The 16,417-nt window shown below is 62.3% G+C and carries 15 protein-coding genes and 1 other RNA gene; 7 read left to right on the forward strand and 9 right to left on the reverse strand.

Features of this window, described 5'->3' with window-relative positions; genetic code table 11:
- Window positions 1-14: 14 nt before the first annotated feature.
- The 7 genes from SPHINGO391_RS22210 to ffs form a co-directional block, all read right to left on the reverse strand.
- Window positions 15-1,460 carry an aldehyde dehydrogenase family protein gene (locus SPHINGO391_RS22210; protein ID WP_152010881.1) on the reverse strand — a complete coding sequence of 482 codons (1,446 nt, stop codon included), beginning with the start codon at window positions 1,458-1,460 and terminating at the stop codon, window positions 15-17.
- A 170-nt stretch (window positions 1,461-1,630) separates the two neighbouring features.
- Window positions 1,631-2,881, reverse strand: a complete 1,251-nt coding sequence (locus SPHINGO391_RS22215; RefSeq protein WP_152010882.1) for a lytic murein transglycosylase — start codon at window positions 2,879-2,881, stop codon at window positions 1,631-1,633.
- Between the two features lie 57 nt (window positions 2,882-2,938).
- Entirely contained in the window at window positions 2,939-3,328 is a 390-nt protein-coding gene (locus SPHINGO391_RS22220; protein WP_152010883.1) for a RidA family protein, read from the reverse strand.
- A gap of 11 nt (window positions 3,329-3,339) precedes the next feature.
- A complete protein-coding gene (recR, locus tag SPHINGO391_RS22225; protein WP_152010884.1) occupies window positions 3,340-3,945 on the reverse strand; it encodes a recombination mediator RecR in 606 nt (201 codons plus the stop codon).
- 40 nt (window positions 3,946-3,985) lie between these two features.
- Window positions 3,986-4,309 (reverse strand): YbaB/EbfC family nucleoid-associated protein, encoded by a 324-nt coding sequence (locus SPHINGO391_RS22230; protein ID WP_152010885.1) that lies wholly within the window; start codon window positions 4,307-4,309, stop codon window positions 3,986-3,988.
- 84 nt (window positions 4,310-4,393) lie between these two features.
- The gene (locus SPHINGO391_RS22235) at window positions 4,394-6,241 is read right to left on the reverse strand and encodes a DNA polymerase III subunit gamma/tau (RefSeq protein WP_152010886.1); all 1,848 of its coding nucleotides are present in this window, start codon (window positions 6,239-6,241) and stop codon (window positions 4,394-4,396) included.
- Between the two features lie 164 nt (window positions 6,242-6,405).
- Window positions 6,406-6,502, reverse strand: an RNA gene (gene ffs / locus SPHINGO391_RS22240) — signal recognition particle sRNA small type.
- Between the two features lie 94 nt (window positions 6,503-6,596).
- Between ffs and SPHINGO391_RS22245 the strand changes: the two genes are divergently transcribed.
- Both SPHINGO391_RS22245 and nudC read left to right on the forward strand, forming a co-directional pair.
- Window positions 6,597-7,001: an HIT family protein gene (locus SPHINGO391_RS22245; RefSeq protein ID WP_152010887.1), complete on the forward strand. Its 405-nt coding sequence runs from the start codon at window positions 6,597-6,599 to the stop codon at window positions 6,999-7,001.
- Window positions 7,002-7,004: 3 nt separating this feature from the next.
- On the forward strand, window positions 7,005-7,967 hold the full coding sequence (gene nudC / locus SPHINGO391_RS22250; protein ID WP_152010888.1) for an NAD(+) diphosphatase: 963 nt from the start codon (window positions 7,005-7,007) through the stop codon (window positions 7,965-7,967).
- A gap of 9 nt (window positions 7,968-7,976) precedes the next feature.
- On the opposite strand, the gene SPHINGO391_RS22255 is transcribed toward nudC, so the two are convergent.
- Both SPHINGO391_RS22255 and SPHINGO391_RS22260 read right to left on the reverse strand, forming a co-directional pair.
- Window positions 7,977-8,861, reverse strand: coding sequence for a prephenate dehydratase (locus tag SPHINGO391_RS22255; RefSeq protein WP_152010889.1), 885 nt, complete (start codon window positions 8,859-8,861; stop codon window positions 7,977-7,979).
- A gap of 29 nt (window positions 8,862-8,890) precedes the next feature.
- Entirely contained in the window at window positions 8,891-9,637 is a 747-nt protein-coding gene (locus SPHINGO391_RS22260; protein ID WP_152010890.1) for a 3-deoxy-manno-octulosonate cytidylyltransferase, read from the reverse strand.
- Between the two features lie 171 nt (window positions 9,638-9,808).
- Here SPHINGO391_RS22260 and SPHINGO391_RS22265 point away from each other — a divergent pair, with 171 nt between their 5' ends.
- The 5 genes from SPHINGO391_RS22265 (at window position 9,809) to SPHINGO391_RS22285 (ending at window position 16,416) form a co-directional block, all read left to right on the forward strand.
- On the forward strand, window positions 9,809-10,363 hold the full coding sequence (locus SPHINGO391_RS22265) for a cytochrome c family protein (protein ID WP_152010891.1): 555 nt from the start codon (window positions 9,809-9,811) through the stop codon (window positions 10,361-10,363).
- Between the two features lie 142 nt (window positions 10,364-10,505).
- On the forward strand, window positions 10,506-12,341 hold the full coding sequence (locus SPHINGO391_RS22270) for an extracellular solute-binding protein (RefSeq protein WP_193217381.1): 1,836 nt from the start codon (window positions 10,506-10,508) through the stop codon (window positions 12,339-12,341).
- A 180-nt stretch (window positions 12,342-12,521) separates the two neighbouring features.
- Complete coding sequence (locus SPHINGO391_RS22275) at window positions 12,522-13,628, forward strand: microcin C ABC transporter permease YejB (RefSeq protein WP_152010893.1); 1,107 nt, start codon at window positions 12,522-12,524, stop codon at window positions 13,626-13,628.
- Entirely contained in the window at window positions 13,625-14,776 is a 1,152-nt protein-coding gene (locus tag SPHINGO391_RS22280) for an ABC transporter permease (protein WP_152010894.1), read from the forward strand. Before SPHINGO391_RS22275 ends, SPHINGO391_RS22280 begins: the two co-directional genes overlap by 4 nt.
- A complete protein-coding gene (locus SPHINGO391_RS22285; protein ID WP_152010895.1) occupies window positions 14,773-16,416 on the forward strand; it encodes an ABC transporter ATP-binding protein in 1,644 nt (547 codons plus the stop codon). Before SPHINGO391_RS22280 ends, SPHINGO391_RS22285 begins: the two co-directional genes overlap by 4 nt.
- Window position 16,417 lies beyond the last annotated feature (1 nt).

The raw sequence follows: 16,417 nt of genomic DNA on the forward strand, positions 1-16,417 counted from the left end.
GACCAGGCACTGGATCAGTTGACGTCGCTGTCCCAGCCGGAGATGGCCTTGGCCTCGAGGAATTCCTCGATGCCCCAGACGCCGCCTTCGCGGGCGCGGCCGGAGGCCTTGACGCCGCCGAAGGGCGCGCCAGCGCCACGTGACTTGCCGTTCATTTCGACCATGCCGGACCGCAGGCGACGGGCCATGCGGTTGCGCTTGGCACCATCCTGGCTCTGGACGTAGTTGGTCAGGCCGTAAATCGTGTCATTGGCGATCTCGACGGCATGTTCTTCGTTGTCGAAGGGAATGATCGAGAGAACCGGGCCGAAGATTTCCTCTCGGGCAATGGTCATGTCGTTGGTGACGTCGGCGAAGATGGTCGGGCGTACGAAATAGCCGCGGTTGAAGCCTTCCGGTCGGCCGGTGCCGCCAGCGACCAGGCGCGCGCCCTCATCAATGCCGGTCTGGATCAGGCCCTGGATCTTGTCGAACTGGGCGGCAGAGACCACGGGGCCAATATGGTTGCCTTCATCATGCGAGGAGCCGACCTTGGTCGATGCGGCAACCTCGATGGCCTTCTCGACGGCCTGGTCATAAACCGGGCGTTCGACCAGCATGCGGGTCGGTGCGTTGCAGCTCTGGCCGGTGTTGTTGAAGCAATGGCGGACGCCACGCTCGACCGCCTTGGCGTCGGCATCGGCAAAGATCACATTGGCGCCCTTGCCACCGAGTTCCAGGCAGACGCGCTTGAAGGTGTCGGCGGCGGCCTTGGAAATGGCGGCGCCGGCGCGGGCCGAGCCGGTGAAGCTGATCATCTCGACATCCTTGTGGGTCGAAAGATCGGTACCAACGCCGACACCATCGCCATTGACGAGGTTGAACACACCGGCCGGCACGCCCGCGGCATGGACGATCTCGGCAAAGACGATCGAGGACAGCGGCGCCACTTCGGACGGCTTGAGCACCATGGTGCAGCCGGCGAGCAGCGCCGGGATGACCTTCAGCGTCACCTGGTTCATCGGCCAGTTCCAGGGCGTGATCAGCCCGACGACGCCGATCGGCTCCATGGCGATGCGGTCATTGGGGGCATGCGACCCGAGCGGCCGGATGAATTCGATGTCCTTGAAGGCGGTGATGAAATTGTCGATGTGCCAGGTGCCGGACGTGACCTGGCTTGAGCGTGACATCGCAATCGGCGCGCCCATTTCCAGGCTGATGGCCTGGGCCATGTCCTCGGCGCGCTCGGCATAGACTTCGCGGATCTTCTTGACGTAGCCGAGCCGGGTCTCGGGATCGGTCCGCGACCAGCTGTCAAAGGCTGCCTTAGCGGCGGCGACCGCCTTGTCGGTGTCTTCGCTCGAGCCGAGCGAGATCACCGCGCAGGCTTCCTCCGTTGAAGGATCGATGACCTCGCAGTCCCGCGCCTTGCTGGGCGAAACCCATGCACCATTGATGTAAAACTCGCGCTTCTCGATCATGTCATTCTCCATTCGTGTACAGACGCCACAGATAGGCGCCGCGTCAGCCCAATGCAAATCTGTAGGGGCGGCGGGCAGGCAAAAGCAACCTCGATTTCGCCGGGGAGGTTCAATGTTATTGATGCCTGGATGAATTGCGCTTCTACCAGCCCTTTTTCGACAAAGGACGGCTAGCGGATGGTCTTGAGCAGGGCCGCCGTCGGAAAACAGGTTGGCTTCTGGCCGTTTTTCGACTGCCACTCGCCGATCGACCGCCGCGTCTTGTAGCCGGGCAGGCCATCGGCGCCGCCGACATCATAGCCCTGTCTTTCCAGCGAAGACTGCAGGCGGGCGATGTCGGATCGCAACATCGCACCGGTGTCCTGCCAGCGGGTGACAAAGGCGCCGCCACCATAGGCCATGCGGTCGGCGAGATTGCCGATGAACAGGGCGTAGAGATCGGAATTGTTGTATTCCTTGATAACGTAGAAATTCGGTGTGACGACAAATTCCGGGCCGTAGATGCCCGCGGGCACCAAGACCATGCCGGGCGCGCGGCGCTCGTGCTCGGGAAACGGCCTGCCGGAAATGCGGATGATGCCCATCTCGGTCAGGGCGCTGATCGGCCGTGCCCGATCGGGACCTTCGAGCGCACAGGTAACCCCTTCCGGGATGACCGCTTCAAAGCCCCAGTCGCGGCCGCGCACCCAGCCGGATTTCGCGAGGTAATTTCCGATCGAGGCCAGCGAATCGGCGGTCGAGTTCCAGATATCGATCTTGCCGTCGCCGTCAAAATCGACCGCATGGTCGAGATAGCTTGATGGCAGGAACTGCGGCTGGCCCATGGCGCCGGCCCAGGACCCCTTCAGCGCGGATGCCGGAACATCGCCGCGCTGAAGGATCTGCAACGCAGCCAGGATTTCCCTGCGGAACAACTCGGGCCGGGTTGACATGAAGGCCTTGGTGACGATGACCCGTACGGCGGAATGGGGGATCTTTGCCCGGCCGAAGCCCGATTCACGGCCCCAGACCGCGACGATGATGGCGGCAGGGACGCCGTAGCGCTCCTCGATCCGGCGCAACAAACCAGCATGCTGGTTCATCAGCGAGCGGCCGGAGGCTGCAAGACCCTGAAGCCGCTTCTCGCTGAAATAGGCGCCGGGGCTGCGGAATTCGGCCTGGCTCTGGGCGCGGGCTTTTGGTTTCGGGAAACCCGGCGGCGCCAGATCCGGCAGATCCCAGTCGAGAGTGACACCGGCGAAAGCGCTGTCGAATACCTGTTTGGATACACCGGCGCGTTTTGCGTCGGGCCAAAGGTCAGCCTCAAGCCACTGGCGGAACTGGGTTTCGACCCCGGCCTTGGTCGCGGCATGCGACGTTGGCACCGCGAAAGCGGTCACGGAGAAAGCAAGGATGACGGTCAGAAACAGGGCGCGAATCATGGCTCCAGCCTAACCCGACAGGCGTGTCGGGAAAATGGCGCCGGAAGAACCGGTTGCTCAGTGTTCAGAAAATGCCTCGACCTCGATTTCCGTCAACAGGTCGGGATGGGCGAGGCCCGCGACGATGACATAGGTCGAGGCCGGCGCATGGCCCTCAAGAAACTGGTCCCGGAGCTCGCGGTAGGCGCTCACATTGCCCGGCGCCACGTCATAGACCCGGATTGCCACGATATCGGTGATCCGCATGTTGCAGGCGGCGAGTCCGGCGAGGGCGTTGCGCCAGGCCTGACCTGCCTGTTCGCGGTAGCCGGCGAGCATCTCCCCGTCCGGAGTGACGCCAATCTGGCCGGAGATGATCAGGCGGCGGCCGGGAGACGCCATCTCGACAGCCTGGACATAGTTGGACGCCGGTTTCGGCATGGTGTCGGGATTGAAAAACCGCGGCATCGTTACGTCTCCTAGAAGGCGGTGCGGGCGCGAATGGCGGCTGCCAGCGTGCCCTCGTCGAGATAATCCAGCTCACCGCCGACCGGCACACCATGGGCCAAGCGGGTAACCTTGATGTCGAAGCCGGACAATTGCTCGGTGATGTAGTGCGCCGTCGTCTGGCCTTCGACGGTGGCGTTGACAGCAATCAGGATCTCGCGGACGCCGCCCGCCGCCACGCGGTCGACAAGCTTTGCGATCGACAGATCATCCGGGCCGACGCCGTCGAGCGGTGAGAGAGTACCGCCAAGCACATGATAGCCGGCATTCATCGCGGCTGCCCGCTCGAGCGCCCAGAGATCGGCGACGTCCTCGACAACGATGATGACGCTCTGGTCGCGGGTCGGATCCGTACAGACCGTGCACGGATCGGAGGTGTCGGCATTGCCACAAGTCGAGCAGATGCGGACCTTGTCGAAAGCCTCGTTCATGGCCAGCGCCAAGGGCCCCATGAGTTGATCCTTCTTCTTGATCAGGTGCAATGCTGCGCGGCGGGCCGAGCGCGGCCCGAGCCCCGGAACCCGCGCAAGCAGCTGGATCAGGCGCTCGATTTCCGGCCCGGTTACACGCTTCTGCATTTCAGTCTGTCCTCACCAAGAGCCGATCCCTGCGCAAGGCCTAGAACGGCAGTTTCATGCCGGGAGGAATCGGAAGCCCGGCAGTCAGTTCCTTTGTCCGCTCAGCCATCATCGCCTCGACCTTGGCCTTGGCGTCATTGTGGGCGGCGACAATCAGGTCCTCGAGGATCTCGACATCGTCTTCCTTGAACATGGAAGGATCAATCGAGAGACCCTTCATCAGGCCCTTGCCGGTGAGGCGGACAGAGACCATGCCGCCGCCCGCCACGCCTTCGCATTCCAGCTCGGCAAGCTCTTCCTGCATGCGTTCCATCTTGGCCTGCATGTCCTTGATCTTGCCCATCATACCCATGATGTCTTTCATCCAGGTCTCCTTTTCGAGTGTTGTTTGCCGGTTCGAGTGTTGTTTGCCGGTTTCAAGCCGCCGCGGCCGGAGCGATATGCGCGCTCAGTCCGAGCTGTCTTCGGGTTCGAGATCTTCCGGAAGGATATCTCCATCCTCGGTTGGCGAGAGCGCCTCGGCTGCGAGGTCTTCCTCGAGTGCGGCGATGCGCACATCGGTGACGCGGGCGCCTGGGAAGCGCGCCAGAATGGCGGCGACATCGGGATCCTGGCGGGCGTCGCTGACGAGCGCCTCGCGCTTGGCAGTCTCGCGCTCGGCCAGCGTCGGCGCGCCCTCCTCGCGGCTCAATGCAACCGACCACTTGGCGCCGGTCCAGTCGCCGAGCTTCTTGATCAGTTCGCCGGGCAGGCTGGGGCTCGCATCGGGCGCCAGGTTAATTTCCAGGCGGCCGGGCTCGATCCTGACCAGCCGCACGCCCGTCCGGATCTGGACCTTCATGGCGATGTCGCGGTGCTTTTCGGCAAGCGCAACCATGTCTTCGAGCGAACCGATGGCGACTTCCTCGACCGGTTCGGAAACGGCGGGAGCTGCAACGGAGGGTTCGGCGGAATGGGCAAGGTGCATGGACGGTTGCCCGCCGCCGCCGTTACCGCCCTGGGGCATCCGCCGCTCGCCGACGGCGCGGGCCGTCGCTCCGCCTCCGGATGGTCCGTTGCCGGAGGCCTGTCCACTGGCCTCTGCGGAGCCACCGCCGGAATTCTGGAAGGCTTTCAAGGCATCTTCCGGAGAAGGCAGGTTGGCGGCATGGGCAATGCGGATCAAGGCCATCTCAGCCGCCGCTGCTGGCCGGCTCGACGTGTCGGTTTCGGAGATGCCTTTGAGCAGCATCTGCCAGACGCGTGAGAGAATGACGGTCGACAGCTTTGCCGCATAATCCGCGCCGCTTTCGCGCTCGGTTTCGGTCAGGGAAGGGTCTTGGCCGGCTTCCGGCACGAATTTGAGCCGCGTTACCAGATGGGTGAAATCCGCCAGATCGGTGAGGATCACCGACGGGCCGGCGCCGGAATCATATTGATCACGGAAGCTCGCAAGTGCCCCTGCCACGTCGCCCGCCATGAGCGAGCCGAACAGGCCGACAATGCGGGAGCGGTCGGCGAGCCCGAGCATGGAGCGCACCGCTTCGGCATCAACGCTGCCGCCGCCATGGGCGATGGCCTGGTCGAGCAGCGACAGGCCATCGCGCACCGAACCTTCAGCGGCGCGGGCAATCATGGCCAGGGATTCGTCGTCGATCGCAATGCCTTCCTGGCCGGCGACGTTCTTGAAATGCGCCACCAGCAGACCCGAATCGATGCGGCGCAGGTCAAAACGCTGGCAGCGCGACAGCACGGTGATCGGAACCTTGCGGATCTCGGTGGTGGCGAAGATGAACTTCACATGGGCCGGCGGCTCTTCCAGCGTCTTGAGCAGGCCGTTGAAGGCCTGGTTGGAGAGCATGTGCACTTCGTCGATGATGTAGACCTTGTAGCGCGCCGAGACCGGGCGGTAGCGCACCTGCTCTATGATCTCGCGGATATCGTCGATGCCGGTATGCGAGGCCGCATCCATCTCGATGACATCGACATGGCGGCCTTCCATGATCGCCTGGCAGTGCTCGCCGGGCACGGTCAGATCAATGGTCGGCTTGTCGATTTCTGCAGTCTCGTAATTGAGCGCTCGCGCCAGGATGCGGGCGGTGGTGGTCTTGCCGACGCCGCGGACGCCGGTCAGCATCCAGGCCTGAGCGATGCGGCCTGAGGAAAAGGCGTTGGTCAGCGTGCGGACCATCGGCTCCTGGCCGATCAGGTCGGTGAAATCCTTCGGGCGGTACTTGCGCGCCAGAACCCGGTACGGCGCCTGGTTCTCAGCGCCTGCACCCGCCGAAACTGTGGTCGTGCCGGTTGTTTCGTCCATGATCCTCGTGCCGCCCTCGCGCTGGCCCGATGGCCATTCAAAGAGAATGTTTGCACCCCGGTCGAACCCCGTCAATGACGGGTCGGCAGTTGGCTGCAAAAGATCTTGCAGCGCCCCCCGCGTGCCCGCTCGAGCGCGCACAGCAATACAGGACGGGCGAAAGGGTGGGAGGCTGGCACGGTGACCCGTGCCGGGCTCGTTAGGGCTGCTTCCTTCCGGACCTGACCCGGTTGGCGAGTGGCTCGTCCACCACCAACCTCCCGAGGCCACATATCGTCAATCAGTGAGGCAAAAGCAAGCCAGCGCCAAAAAAAACTGCTAGAGTTGCGCCTCAACCTTGTTCGGCGGTGTTCTCATGTCCGATTTTGTTCTCGATCCGCGCCTTGAACGCGACAGCACGTTGCTGATGAAACTGGGCCTTTGCCAGCTCAGGCTGATGGAGGATTCGCGCTGGCCGTGGGTGCTGCTGGTGCCGCAACGCAGCGGCATTTCCGAGATTTTCGAGATGACACCGCTTGACCAGACCATGCTGACCTTCGAGACGGCGATCGCGGCCAAGGCGGTCAAGCAGGCTTCGTGCTGCCTGAAGATCAATGTCGGCGCGCTTGGCAACCAGGTTCGCCAGTTCCATCTTCACATCATTGCCCGCGACGAGGGCGATCCGGCGTGGCCAGGACCAGTCTGGGGCCACGGCCAAGCCAAACCCTGGGCCACAAGCGCCCGCGCCGAATTTACTGAAAGACTTCTCGAGGCCCTCTAGAATATGACATTTTCCCTGTTTGACCATGATGCTCCGCATGGCGAAGCCAGCCGGCTTGTGGCTTTTTCCTCCAACCGGCTGGACCGCCGTTCCGAACACCGCACCGAAACAGAGCTCGGCGACGCGCTCAAGGATCCTGCGACGCGGTACTTCGCCATCAGCAAGGGCCGGCTGGCGATGCGGGTGGATGGAAACGCGCCCGACGGCCTGCTGAAGGCCGACGACCTTGCCTTGATGCAGCCGCGGAACGCCGATGCGGTGCTGATCGGCTGGGACGAGGCCGGCGTTGCCCGGATTGCCATGCCTGTGGGTATCGAGCCCGACGATCTGCCCGAGCCGTTCAAGGCGATCGACACGCGGTCGGTCTATCGTCAGGCCCTGATGGACGAAGAAGCTCTTGGCGCCTATGCGCAAGGCACCAGCCTGGTGTCCTGGGCGCTGGCCAACCGGCATTGCGGCGGCTGCGGCGAGCCGATGACGCCGGAAGCCGGCGGATACCGGCGGCGCTGCAAGGGTTGCGGCCACACGGTGTTTCCGCGCACAGACCCGGTGGCGATCATGCTGACCATCGACGAGGCGAGCGATCGCTGCCTGCTGGGCCGCAGCCCGCATTTCCCGCCCGGCATGTATTCGTGCCTGGCCGGCTTCATCGAGCCGGGCGAAACCATGGAAGATGCGGTACGCCGCGAGACGATGGAGGAATCGGGCATCAAGGTCGGCCGCGTGCGCTACCACGCCAGCCAACCCTGGCCGATGCCGCATTCCCTGATGATCGGTGTCTATGCGGAAGCGCAAAGCCTCAAGATCACCCGCGACACGGCCGAGCTGGAAGACTGCCGCTGGTTCGACCGCTCCGAGACCGAGGCAATGCTGGCATCGAGCCTTGGCGAGGCGGATGCCTCGGCGCCGCCACCCGGCGCTATCGCCCACCGGCTGATGCGCGACTGGCTGGACTGGCGCAGGTAAACCTGCGGTTCAGCCCTCGACCTCTTCTGCATGCGAGCCGTTCTGCGCCAGGCGGAACGGATGGGCCGGATAGACGCCCAGGATCCTCAGCTCCTTTGAAAAGAAGCCGAGCTCTTCCATGGCGCGCGCCACCGGGGGTTCGTCCGGATGGCCCTGGATGTCGGCGTAGAACTGTGTGGCAAAGAACTTGCCGCCGATCTGGTAGCTTTCGAGTTTGGTCATGTTGACGCCGTTGGTGGCGAAACCGCCCATTGCCTTGTAGAGCGCGGCGGGAATGTTGCGCACCCGGAAGACAAAGGTAGTGACGACCACCTCGTCCGCCACCGGACGCGGCGGAATTTTGGCCTCCCGCGACAGCACCACGAAGCGGGTGACATTGGTTTCGGTGTCCTCGACATTCTCTTGGAGGATGTTCAATCCATAGAGTTCGGCCGCAAGACGCGGTGCAAGCGCGGACATCGTCCTGTCATTGCTCTCCGAGACCAGCCGCGCAGCGCCTGCGGTATCACCGGCGACGACCGCCTTCCAGCCATTGGCGCGGACCACCTTGCGGCACTGGCCGACGGCGTGAACATGGCTGTGTACAGTGCGGATTTCCGAACGGTCGACGCCCGGCAGCGCCATCAGCTGGAAATGGATCGGCATGAAATACTCACCGACAATGTGCAATTGCGATTCCGGCAGCAGGTGATGAATATCGGCGACCCGGCCGGCGATCGTGTTCTCGATCGGGATCATTGCCAGATCCGCTTCCCCCTGGGCGAGCGCATTGAAGGCGTCTTCAAAGGTGGCGCAGGGCAAGGGCTCCATGGCGGGAAACATGTCGCGGCACGCCATGTCGGAGTTTGCGCCAAACTCGCCCTGAAAGGCGATGCGGTTGGTGGAAGCGGTCATCAGGTCTGTCCGTTTTGAGAGATACGCGCCTATTTCGGTGCCAGGATTTGGCGGGCGCGCGCAAGATCGGCGGGAGTATCGACACCCAGCGGTACGGAGTCAACGATCGCCACGTCGATGCGCATGCCATCCTCGAGCGCCCGCAACTGCTCGAGCGATTCGCGCTTTTCCAGCGTCGACGGCCTGAGCGACACGAAGCGCTGCAACGCCGGTCGGCGCCAGGCATAAAGCCCGATATGGTGGTAGAGCGGGCCTTCGCCGTAAGGCGCCGTGGCCCGGGTGAAATAGAGTGCACGCAGCAGCCCGTCGCCGATCGGAGTACCGATCACCTTGACGATGTTCGGATTGGTCTTCTCCGCCTCATCGACAATCTCGACGGCAAGCGTGGCGAGATCTGCCGCAGAAGCGGCAAGCGGCAGGACTGAGCGGCGAATGGTTTCCGGCTCGATTGCCGGAATGTCGCCCTGCACATTGAGGATGATGCCGGCTTTCGCATCGGGATCCATGATCGTTGCCGCCTCGAACACACGGTCCGACCCGGACTGATGATCGTCGCGGGTCATCACCGCTTCAAAGCCGGCGGCTCTGACGACATCCGCAATCTCGAGCGAATCAGTAGCGACCGCGACGCGTCCGACATCGGCGAGCGCTGCCTGCCGCGCCACGCGAACCACCATCGGCTCGCCGGCAATGTCGGCAAGCGGTTTGTTGGGCAGCCGGGCTGACGCCAATCGGGCCGGAATAATGACGAGTGTATGCTCCGAACCTGCTGCCATGGCGCGTCCAATCCCTCGGTTTGCGGCGCAAGTGTCAAAAAGTCTCACTGCCCCCGTTACAAACGGTGTTGCAACGAACTTGCAAAAGACATAGGTTCCGCGCGATTTCAAGACTGGTTCGGATATTGCGGATAACTGGGCGGAAGCCGAACCGAAACGGAGCGACGGAACATGAACTCCTCATACTTCAACTCGGCGGCGGGCGCCTTTCTCGGCCTCCTGTTCATCCTGATGACACTCTCGATTGTTTCGGATGGTATCTACCATGCCGCCGAACCGGAAACCGAAGGCTTCATGATTGAAGTTGCCGAGGGCGGCGGCGATGCCGCGGAACCTACCGAAGAAGCCGCACCGGAACTGATCGAGCCGCTGCTGGCCAGCGCCGACCCTGCAAAGGGTGAGAACGTCTTCAAGAAGTGCGCGGCCTGCCACACCAATGACGCCGGCAACGCCAACAAGGTTGGCCCCGGCCTCTGGAACATCGTCAACCGTCCGGTCGCAACCCATGCCGATTTCAATTATTCCGGAGCTCTGACTGAATATTCGGAAGGCGGCTCCGTGGAATGGACCTATGAGCGTCTGAGCAATTTCCTCGCCGCTCCGAAGAAGTACATCTCTGGTACTTCAATGGGCTTTGCGGGATTGAAGAAGATCGAGGAACGGGCCGATCTGATCGCCTATCTCCGCACCGTTGCAGATACGCCGCCGCCTCTGCCGGGCGAGTGATGCGTGCATGGATTTAAGGAGCCGGGCCTTGAGCCCGGCTTTTTTTATGAATTGAGACAGAAATCCGCGTGAGCCCCTGCAAGTGCCGCACAAGTGACCTATTGTCTTGTGATCGATGAAGGTTACCGGAGGACTGGCAAAGATGATCAACCGCACCGCCCCTTTCATGCTGGCGATCGCCTGGCTGCTGACAAGCACACCTGCTCTTCTGGCCGAGGAACCGGCCTGGCGGCACGCAACGGCAATTGTCGGCGAGCCGAAATATCCGGAAGGCTTTGCGCGGTTCGACTACGTCAACCCCGATGCTCCCAAGGGCGGCACCCTGAGGCTGTCGGAAGACGGATCCTTCGATACGCTCAACCCTGTGCCTGCCAAGGGCGATCTGGCGGTTGGACTGGGCCTTGTCTTCGAAACCCTGATGGTCTCCTCGGAAGACGAGATTTCCGCCGACTATGGCCTGCTGGCGGAAGCCGTCCGCTATCCCGATGACTATTCCTGGGTATCCTACCGGCTGCGCGAAGGCGCCCGCTGGCATGATGGCAAACCGGTGACGCCGGAAGACGTGGTCTGGACATTCGAGCAAACGGTGGCGAACAATCCGCAGCGCGAATTCTACTACCGGCATGTCACCAAGGCGGAAATCACCGGACCGAGGGAGATCACCTTCACCTTTGATGAGAAAAACAACCTCGAGCTGCCCAAGATCGTCGGCGAATTGCTCATCCTGCCCAAACACTGGTGGCAGGAACGCGACGGCGAAACGGCCGCCATCGGCGAGACGACCCTGGAACCGCCGTTGGGCTCGGGTCCCTACCGCATTGCCAATGTCCGCCCTGGCGAAAGCCTGACCTATGAGCGGGTGGCGGATTACTGGGGTGCAGATCTCAACGTCAATATCGGCCGCAACAATTTCGACCGCATCACCTACACCTATTTCGCCGACCGCAATGTCGAGTTCGAGGCGTTCAAATCAGACAATGTGGATTTCTGGCAGGAAAACGAAGCCAAACGATGGGTCAATGCCTATGATTTCCCGGCGGCAACGGAAGGCCGCATCATTCGGGAGACTCCGGAAAACGCCTACCGGTCAAGCGGGGTTCTTGTCGGCTTCATTCCCAATCTGCGCCGCGACAAGTTCAAGGACCCACGGGTTCGCCGCGCACTGAACTATGCCTACAATTTCGAGGATCAGAACAGGAACCTCTTCTTCGGACAGTATGACCGGGTCGACAGCTTCTTCTTCGGCACCGAGTTGGCCTCTTCCGGGCTGCCTCAGGGCCAGGAACTCGACATCCTGAAATCGCTTGAGGGCGAAGTTCCCGAGAGCGTGTTCACCACGCCCTATGAGAACCCGGTGGGCGGCACGGAGCAGGATGTCCAGGCCAACATGCGCTCCAACCTGCGCGAAGCAGTGTCGCTGTTCCGCGAAGCCGGATACACGCTGCGCGGCAACCAGATGGTCAATGAGGAGACCGGTGAGCCCTTTACCTTCGAAATCATGCTGAATGGTCCGCTTATCGAAAAGGTCGCCCTGCCTTTTGCCCAGAACCTGCGGCGGATTGGCGTCGACGTCTCCATCCGGGTGCTCGATTCGTCACAATTTGTGAACCGGCTGCGATCGCGGGACTTCGACATGATCTACAATGGCTGGGGTCAATCGCTTTCGCCCGGCAATGAGCAGGCCGAGTACTGGGGCTCAAGGGCCGCCGACCGGGAGGGCTCTGCCAATTATGCCGGCATTGCCGACCCGGCCATTGATGAACTGGTGCGCAAGATTGCCTTCGCCAAGGACCGCGAGACGCTGATCCAGACAGCACGGGCGCTCGACCGGGTGCTGCTGGCCAATCATTTCGTCATCCCCACCTACACGCTGCGCAACTCGCGAATTGCCTATTGGGACCGGCTCTCGCATCCCGAAGAGCTGCCCTACTATTCGCTCGGGTTTCCCGGTGTATGGTGGTTCAACGGCAAGCCTTGATCACCGAAGGGGCTGCTTTGGCCTTGCGCGGACGGTCACATTCGATTCTGAATTGGGCCGTTGCGAATCACCCTCAGGCCCAGGGTTTCCGGGCCGGGAAGGAATGCACTTGAAGTCTGTCACCGGCACCAGACCCTGCCACACTGCCGTTGCCCGGACGGGCATCCGACGGGTGGGCTGATGGGCGCCTATATTCTTCGCCGCCTGCTTCTGATGATCCCGACCATTGTCGGTATCATGGCGATCTCGTTCGCGGTGATCCAGTTCGCGCCGGGCGGCCCGGTGGAACAGGTGATCGCGCAGCTGACCGGGCAGGGCGATTCGGCGACCGACCGCATTTCCGGCGGCGGCGGCGACGATCCCGGGCTGCAGAGCCAGGATTTCGGCGATTCGGTCACTTCGCAATATCGCGGCGCGCAGGGGCTCGATCCGGAATTCATCGCCAAACTGGAAGCGCAGTTCGGCTTCGACAAGCCGCCGCTCGAGCGGTTCGGACTGATGATGTGGAACTATATCCGCTTCGATTTCGGCGAGAGCTATTTCCGCAGCATCGATGTGATCGACCTGATCATCGAAAAAATGCCGGTGTCGATCTCGCTCGGCGTCTGGATCCTGCTGCTCTCCTACATCATCTCGATTCCGCTGGGGATCAAGAAGGCCGTCTCCGACGGCTCGCGCTTCGATGTGTGGACATCCGGCCTGATCATCGTCGCCTATGCGGTGCCTGGCTTTCTGGTCGGTATCCTGCTGATCGTCGTGTTTGCCGGCGGATCGTTCTTCGACTGGTTTCCGCTGCGCGGGCTGACATCGGACAATTTCGCCGAGCTCAGCCTGTTCGGCAAGATCGTCGACTATTTCTGGCACCTAGCGCTGCCGCTGATCGCGCTGTCGCTGGCGGCCTTTGCCACCACCACGCTGCTGACCAAGAACTCCTTCATCGACGAAATCCGCAAGCAGTATGTGACAACCGCGCGTGCCAAGGGGCTGAGCGAAAGCCAGGTGCTCTACCGCCACGTCTTTCGCAACGCGATGCTGATCGTCATCGCCGGCTTTCCCGGTGCTTTCATCTCCGCGTTCTTTTCGGGCTCACTGCTGATCGAGACGATCTTCTCGCTCGACGGGCTGGGCCGGCTCGGTTTTGAATCGGTGATCAAGCGGGATTATCCGGTTGTGTTCGCGACGCTGTTCATCTTCTCGCTGATGGGCCTGGTGGTCGGGCTGATTTCCGACCTGGTCTACACCTGGGTCGATCCGCGCATCGATTTCGAGAAAAGGGATGTCGGATGAACGCGCCGGCTTCCAGCAATGCACAGGCCTATGATGCCCAAGGCCGGCCGAAGGGCTGGCTGTCGCCGACCAACAGGCGGCGCTGGTCCAATTTCAAGGCCAACCGCCGCGGCTACTGGTCGTTGTGGATCTTCATGATCCTGTTCATTGCCAGCCTCCTGGCGGAATTCATCGCCAATGACCGGCCGATCCTGGCGTCCTACAAGGGCGAAATCCTCTATCCTGTGCTGATCGACTATCCGGAGGAAAAGTTCGGCGGCTTTCTGGCGCGCACCGATTATCGCGATCCCTTCATCCAGGATGAGATCGAGGCGAATGGCTGGATCATCTGGCCACCGATCCGCTACTCCTACACCACGGCCAACTCCTACATCCCGCACTCCGCGCCGACCGCACCCTTCTGGCTGCTGGAGGACGGGGAGGCCTGCTCGGCCTATCCGCTCAAGGACGAGGACCCAGGCTGCACGCTTGGCAACATGAACTGGCTCGGCACTGATGACCAGGCGCGGGACGTCACCGCCCGGATGATCTACGGCTTCCGTATCTCGGTCCTTTTCGGCCTTACTCTCACAGTCTTCTCGGCACTGATCGGTATCGCAGCGGGTGCCGTGCAGGGCTATTTCGGCGGATGGACCGATCTTCTGATGCAGCGCTTCATCGAGATCTGGTCGTCGATGCCGGTGCTCTACATCCTGCTGATCATCGCCGCCGTGCTGCCGCCGGGGTTCTGGATCCTGCTCGGCATCATGCTGTTGTTTTCCTGGGTGTCGTTTGTCGGCATCGTCCGGGCAGAATTCCTGCGCGCCCGCAATTTCGAATATGTCAACGCCGCCCGGGCGCTGGGCGTGGGCAACACCACGATCATGTTCCGCCACCTGCTGCCCAACGCCATGGTGGCGACGCTGACCTTCCTGCCGTTCATCCTGTCCGGCTCGATCACCACGCTGACCTCGCTCGATTTCCTCGGCTTCGGGCTGCCGCCCGGTTCGGCCTCGCTGGGCGAACTGATCGCGCAGGGCAAGCGCAACCTGCAGGCGCCGTGGCTTGGGCTGACGGCGTTCTTCACCATCTCGATCATGCTGTCGCTGCTGATCTTCATCGGCGAAGCCACCCGTGACGCCTTCGACCCGCGAAAGACGTTCCGATGAGTGGTGCGAACAAAGACGAGGTGCTGCTGTCGGTTCGCGACCTGTCGGTGGAATTCCACCAGGGCGGCGACAGCCAGACGGCTGTCGACCACATCTCGTTTGACATCAAACGAGGTGAGACGGTGGCGCTGGTGGGGGAATCGGGTTCCGGCAAATCGGTCTCGGCGCTTTCGGTGCTGCGGTTGCTGCCCTACCCGGCCGCGAGCCATCCCTCGGGTGAGATCCTGTTCAAGGGACGGGACCTGCTCTCGGCGCCCGAACCGGAGATCCGGGAGGTGCGCGGCAACGACATCACCATGATCTTCCAGGAGCCGATGACCTCGCTCAATCCGCTGCAGACGGTTGAGAAGCAGATTTCGGAAATCCTGCATCTGCATCAGCAGATCCAGCCGGACGAGGCCCAGCGCCAGGTTCTAGAATTGCTCGAACAGGTTGGCATTCGTGAACCGCGGAAGCGGCTTGCCTCCTACCCGCACCAGCTTTCGGGCGGTCAGCGGCAGCGGGTGATGATCGCGATGGCGCTTGCCAACCGTCCCGAACTGCTGATTGCCGACGAACCGACCACGGCGCTCGACGTCACAGTGCAGGCGCAGATCCTCGAATTGCTGCGTGAGCTGAAGAACGAGCATGGGATGGCCATGCTGTTCATCACGCACGATCTGGGAATCGTGCGCAAATTCGCCGACCGGGTCTGCGTGATGACCAATGGCAAGATCGTGGAAACCGGTCCGACAGCGGAAATCTTTGCCAATCCGCAGCATGCCTATACCAAGCACCTGCTCGCCGCAGAACCCAAGGGTGAGCCGCCCAGGCGCAAGCCATCGGCGCCCGAGGTGATGCAGGCCCGAGACATCAAGGTCTGGTTTCCGGTCAAGCAGGGTTTTCTCAGGCGCACGGTTGACCACGTCAAGGCCGTGGACGGGCTGTCGCTTTCCCTGAAATCAGGCCAGACGCTTGGCGTCGTCGGCGAATCGGGATCGGGCAAGACCACACTCGGGTTAGCGCTGATGCGGCTGATCCGCAGCGAAGGCGAGATCCATTTCAACAAGCTGCCGCTGCACGAGCGGTCCTTCAAGCAGATGCGGTCGCTCAGAAGCTCCATGCAGGTGGTGTTTCAGGACCCGTTCGGATCACTCAGTCCGCGCATGTCGATCGCCGACATCGTCGGCGAGGGGCTGGCAATCCACGCCAGGGATCTTTCCGCCCAGGATCGCGACCGGCGGGTGGCTGCGGCGCTCGAGGAAGTGGGGCTCGACGCCTCGACGCGCTGGCGCTATCCGCACGAGTTTTCCGGTGGCCAGCGCCAGCGCATCGCGATTGCCCGGGCCATGGTGCTCAAGCCCCGTTTCGTGATGCTGGACGAGCCGACCTCGGCGCTCGACATGAGCGTTCAGGCGCAGGTGGTGGACCTGCTCAGGGATCTGCAGCGCCGGCATGATCTGGCTTACCTGTTCATCAGTCATGACCTCAAGGTTGTGCGGGCTCTGGCCAATGACGTGATCGTCATGCGCGCCGGCAAGGTGGTGGAACAGGGAACGGCGGACCAGATATTCGATCACCCGACCACTGAATACACCAAGGCCCTGATGGCGGCGGCCTTCAATCTCGAAGCCGCCTCCGGCGGAGCGGTCAGCGAATAGG

The sequence above is a fragment of the Hoeflea sp. EC-HK425 genome, from assembly GCF_902498795.1.
Taxonomy (GTDB): Bacteria; Pseudomonadota; Alphaproteobacteria; order Rhizobiales; family Rhizobiaceae; genus Hoeflea; species Hoeflea alexandrii.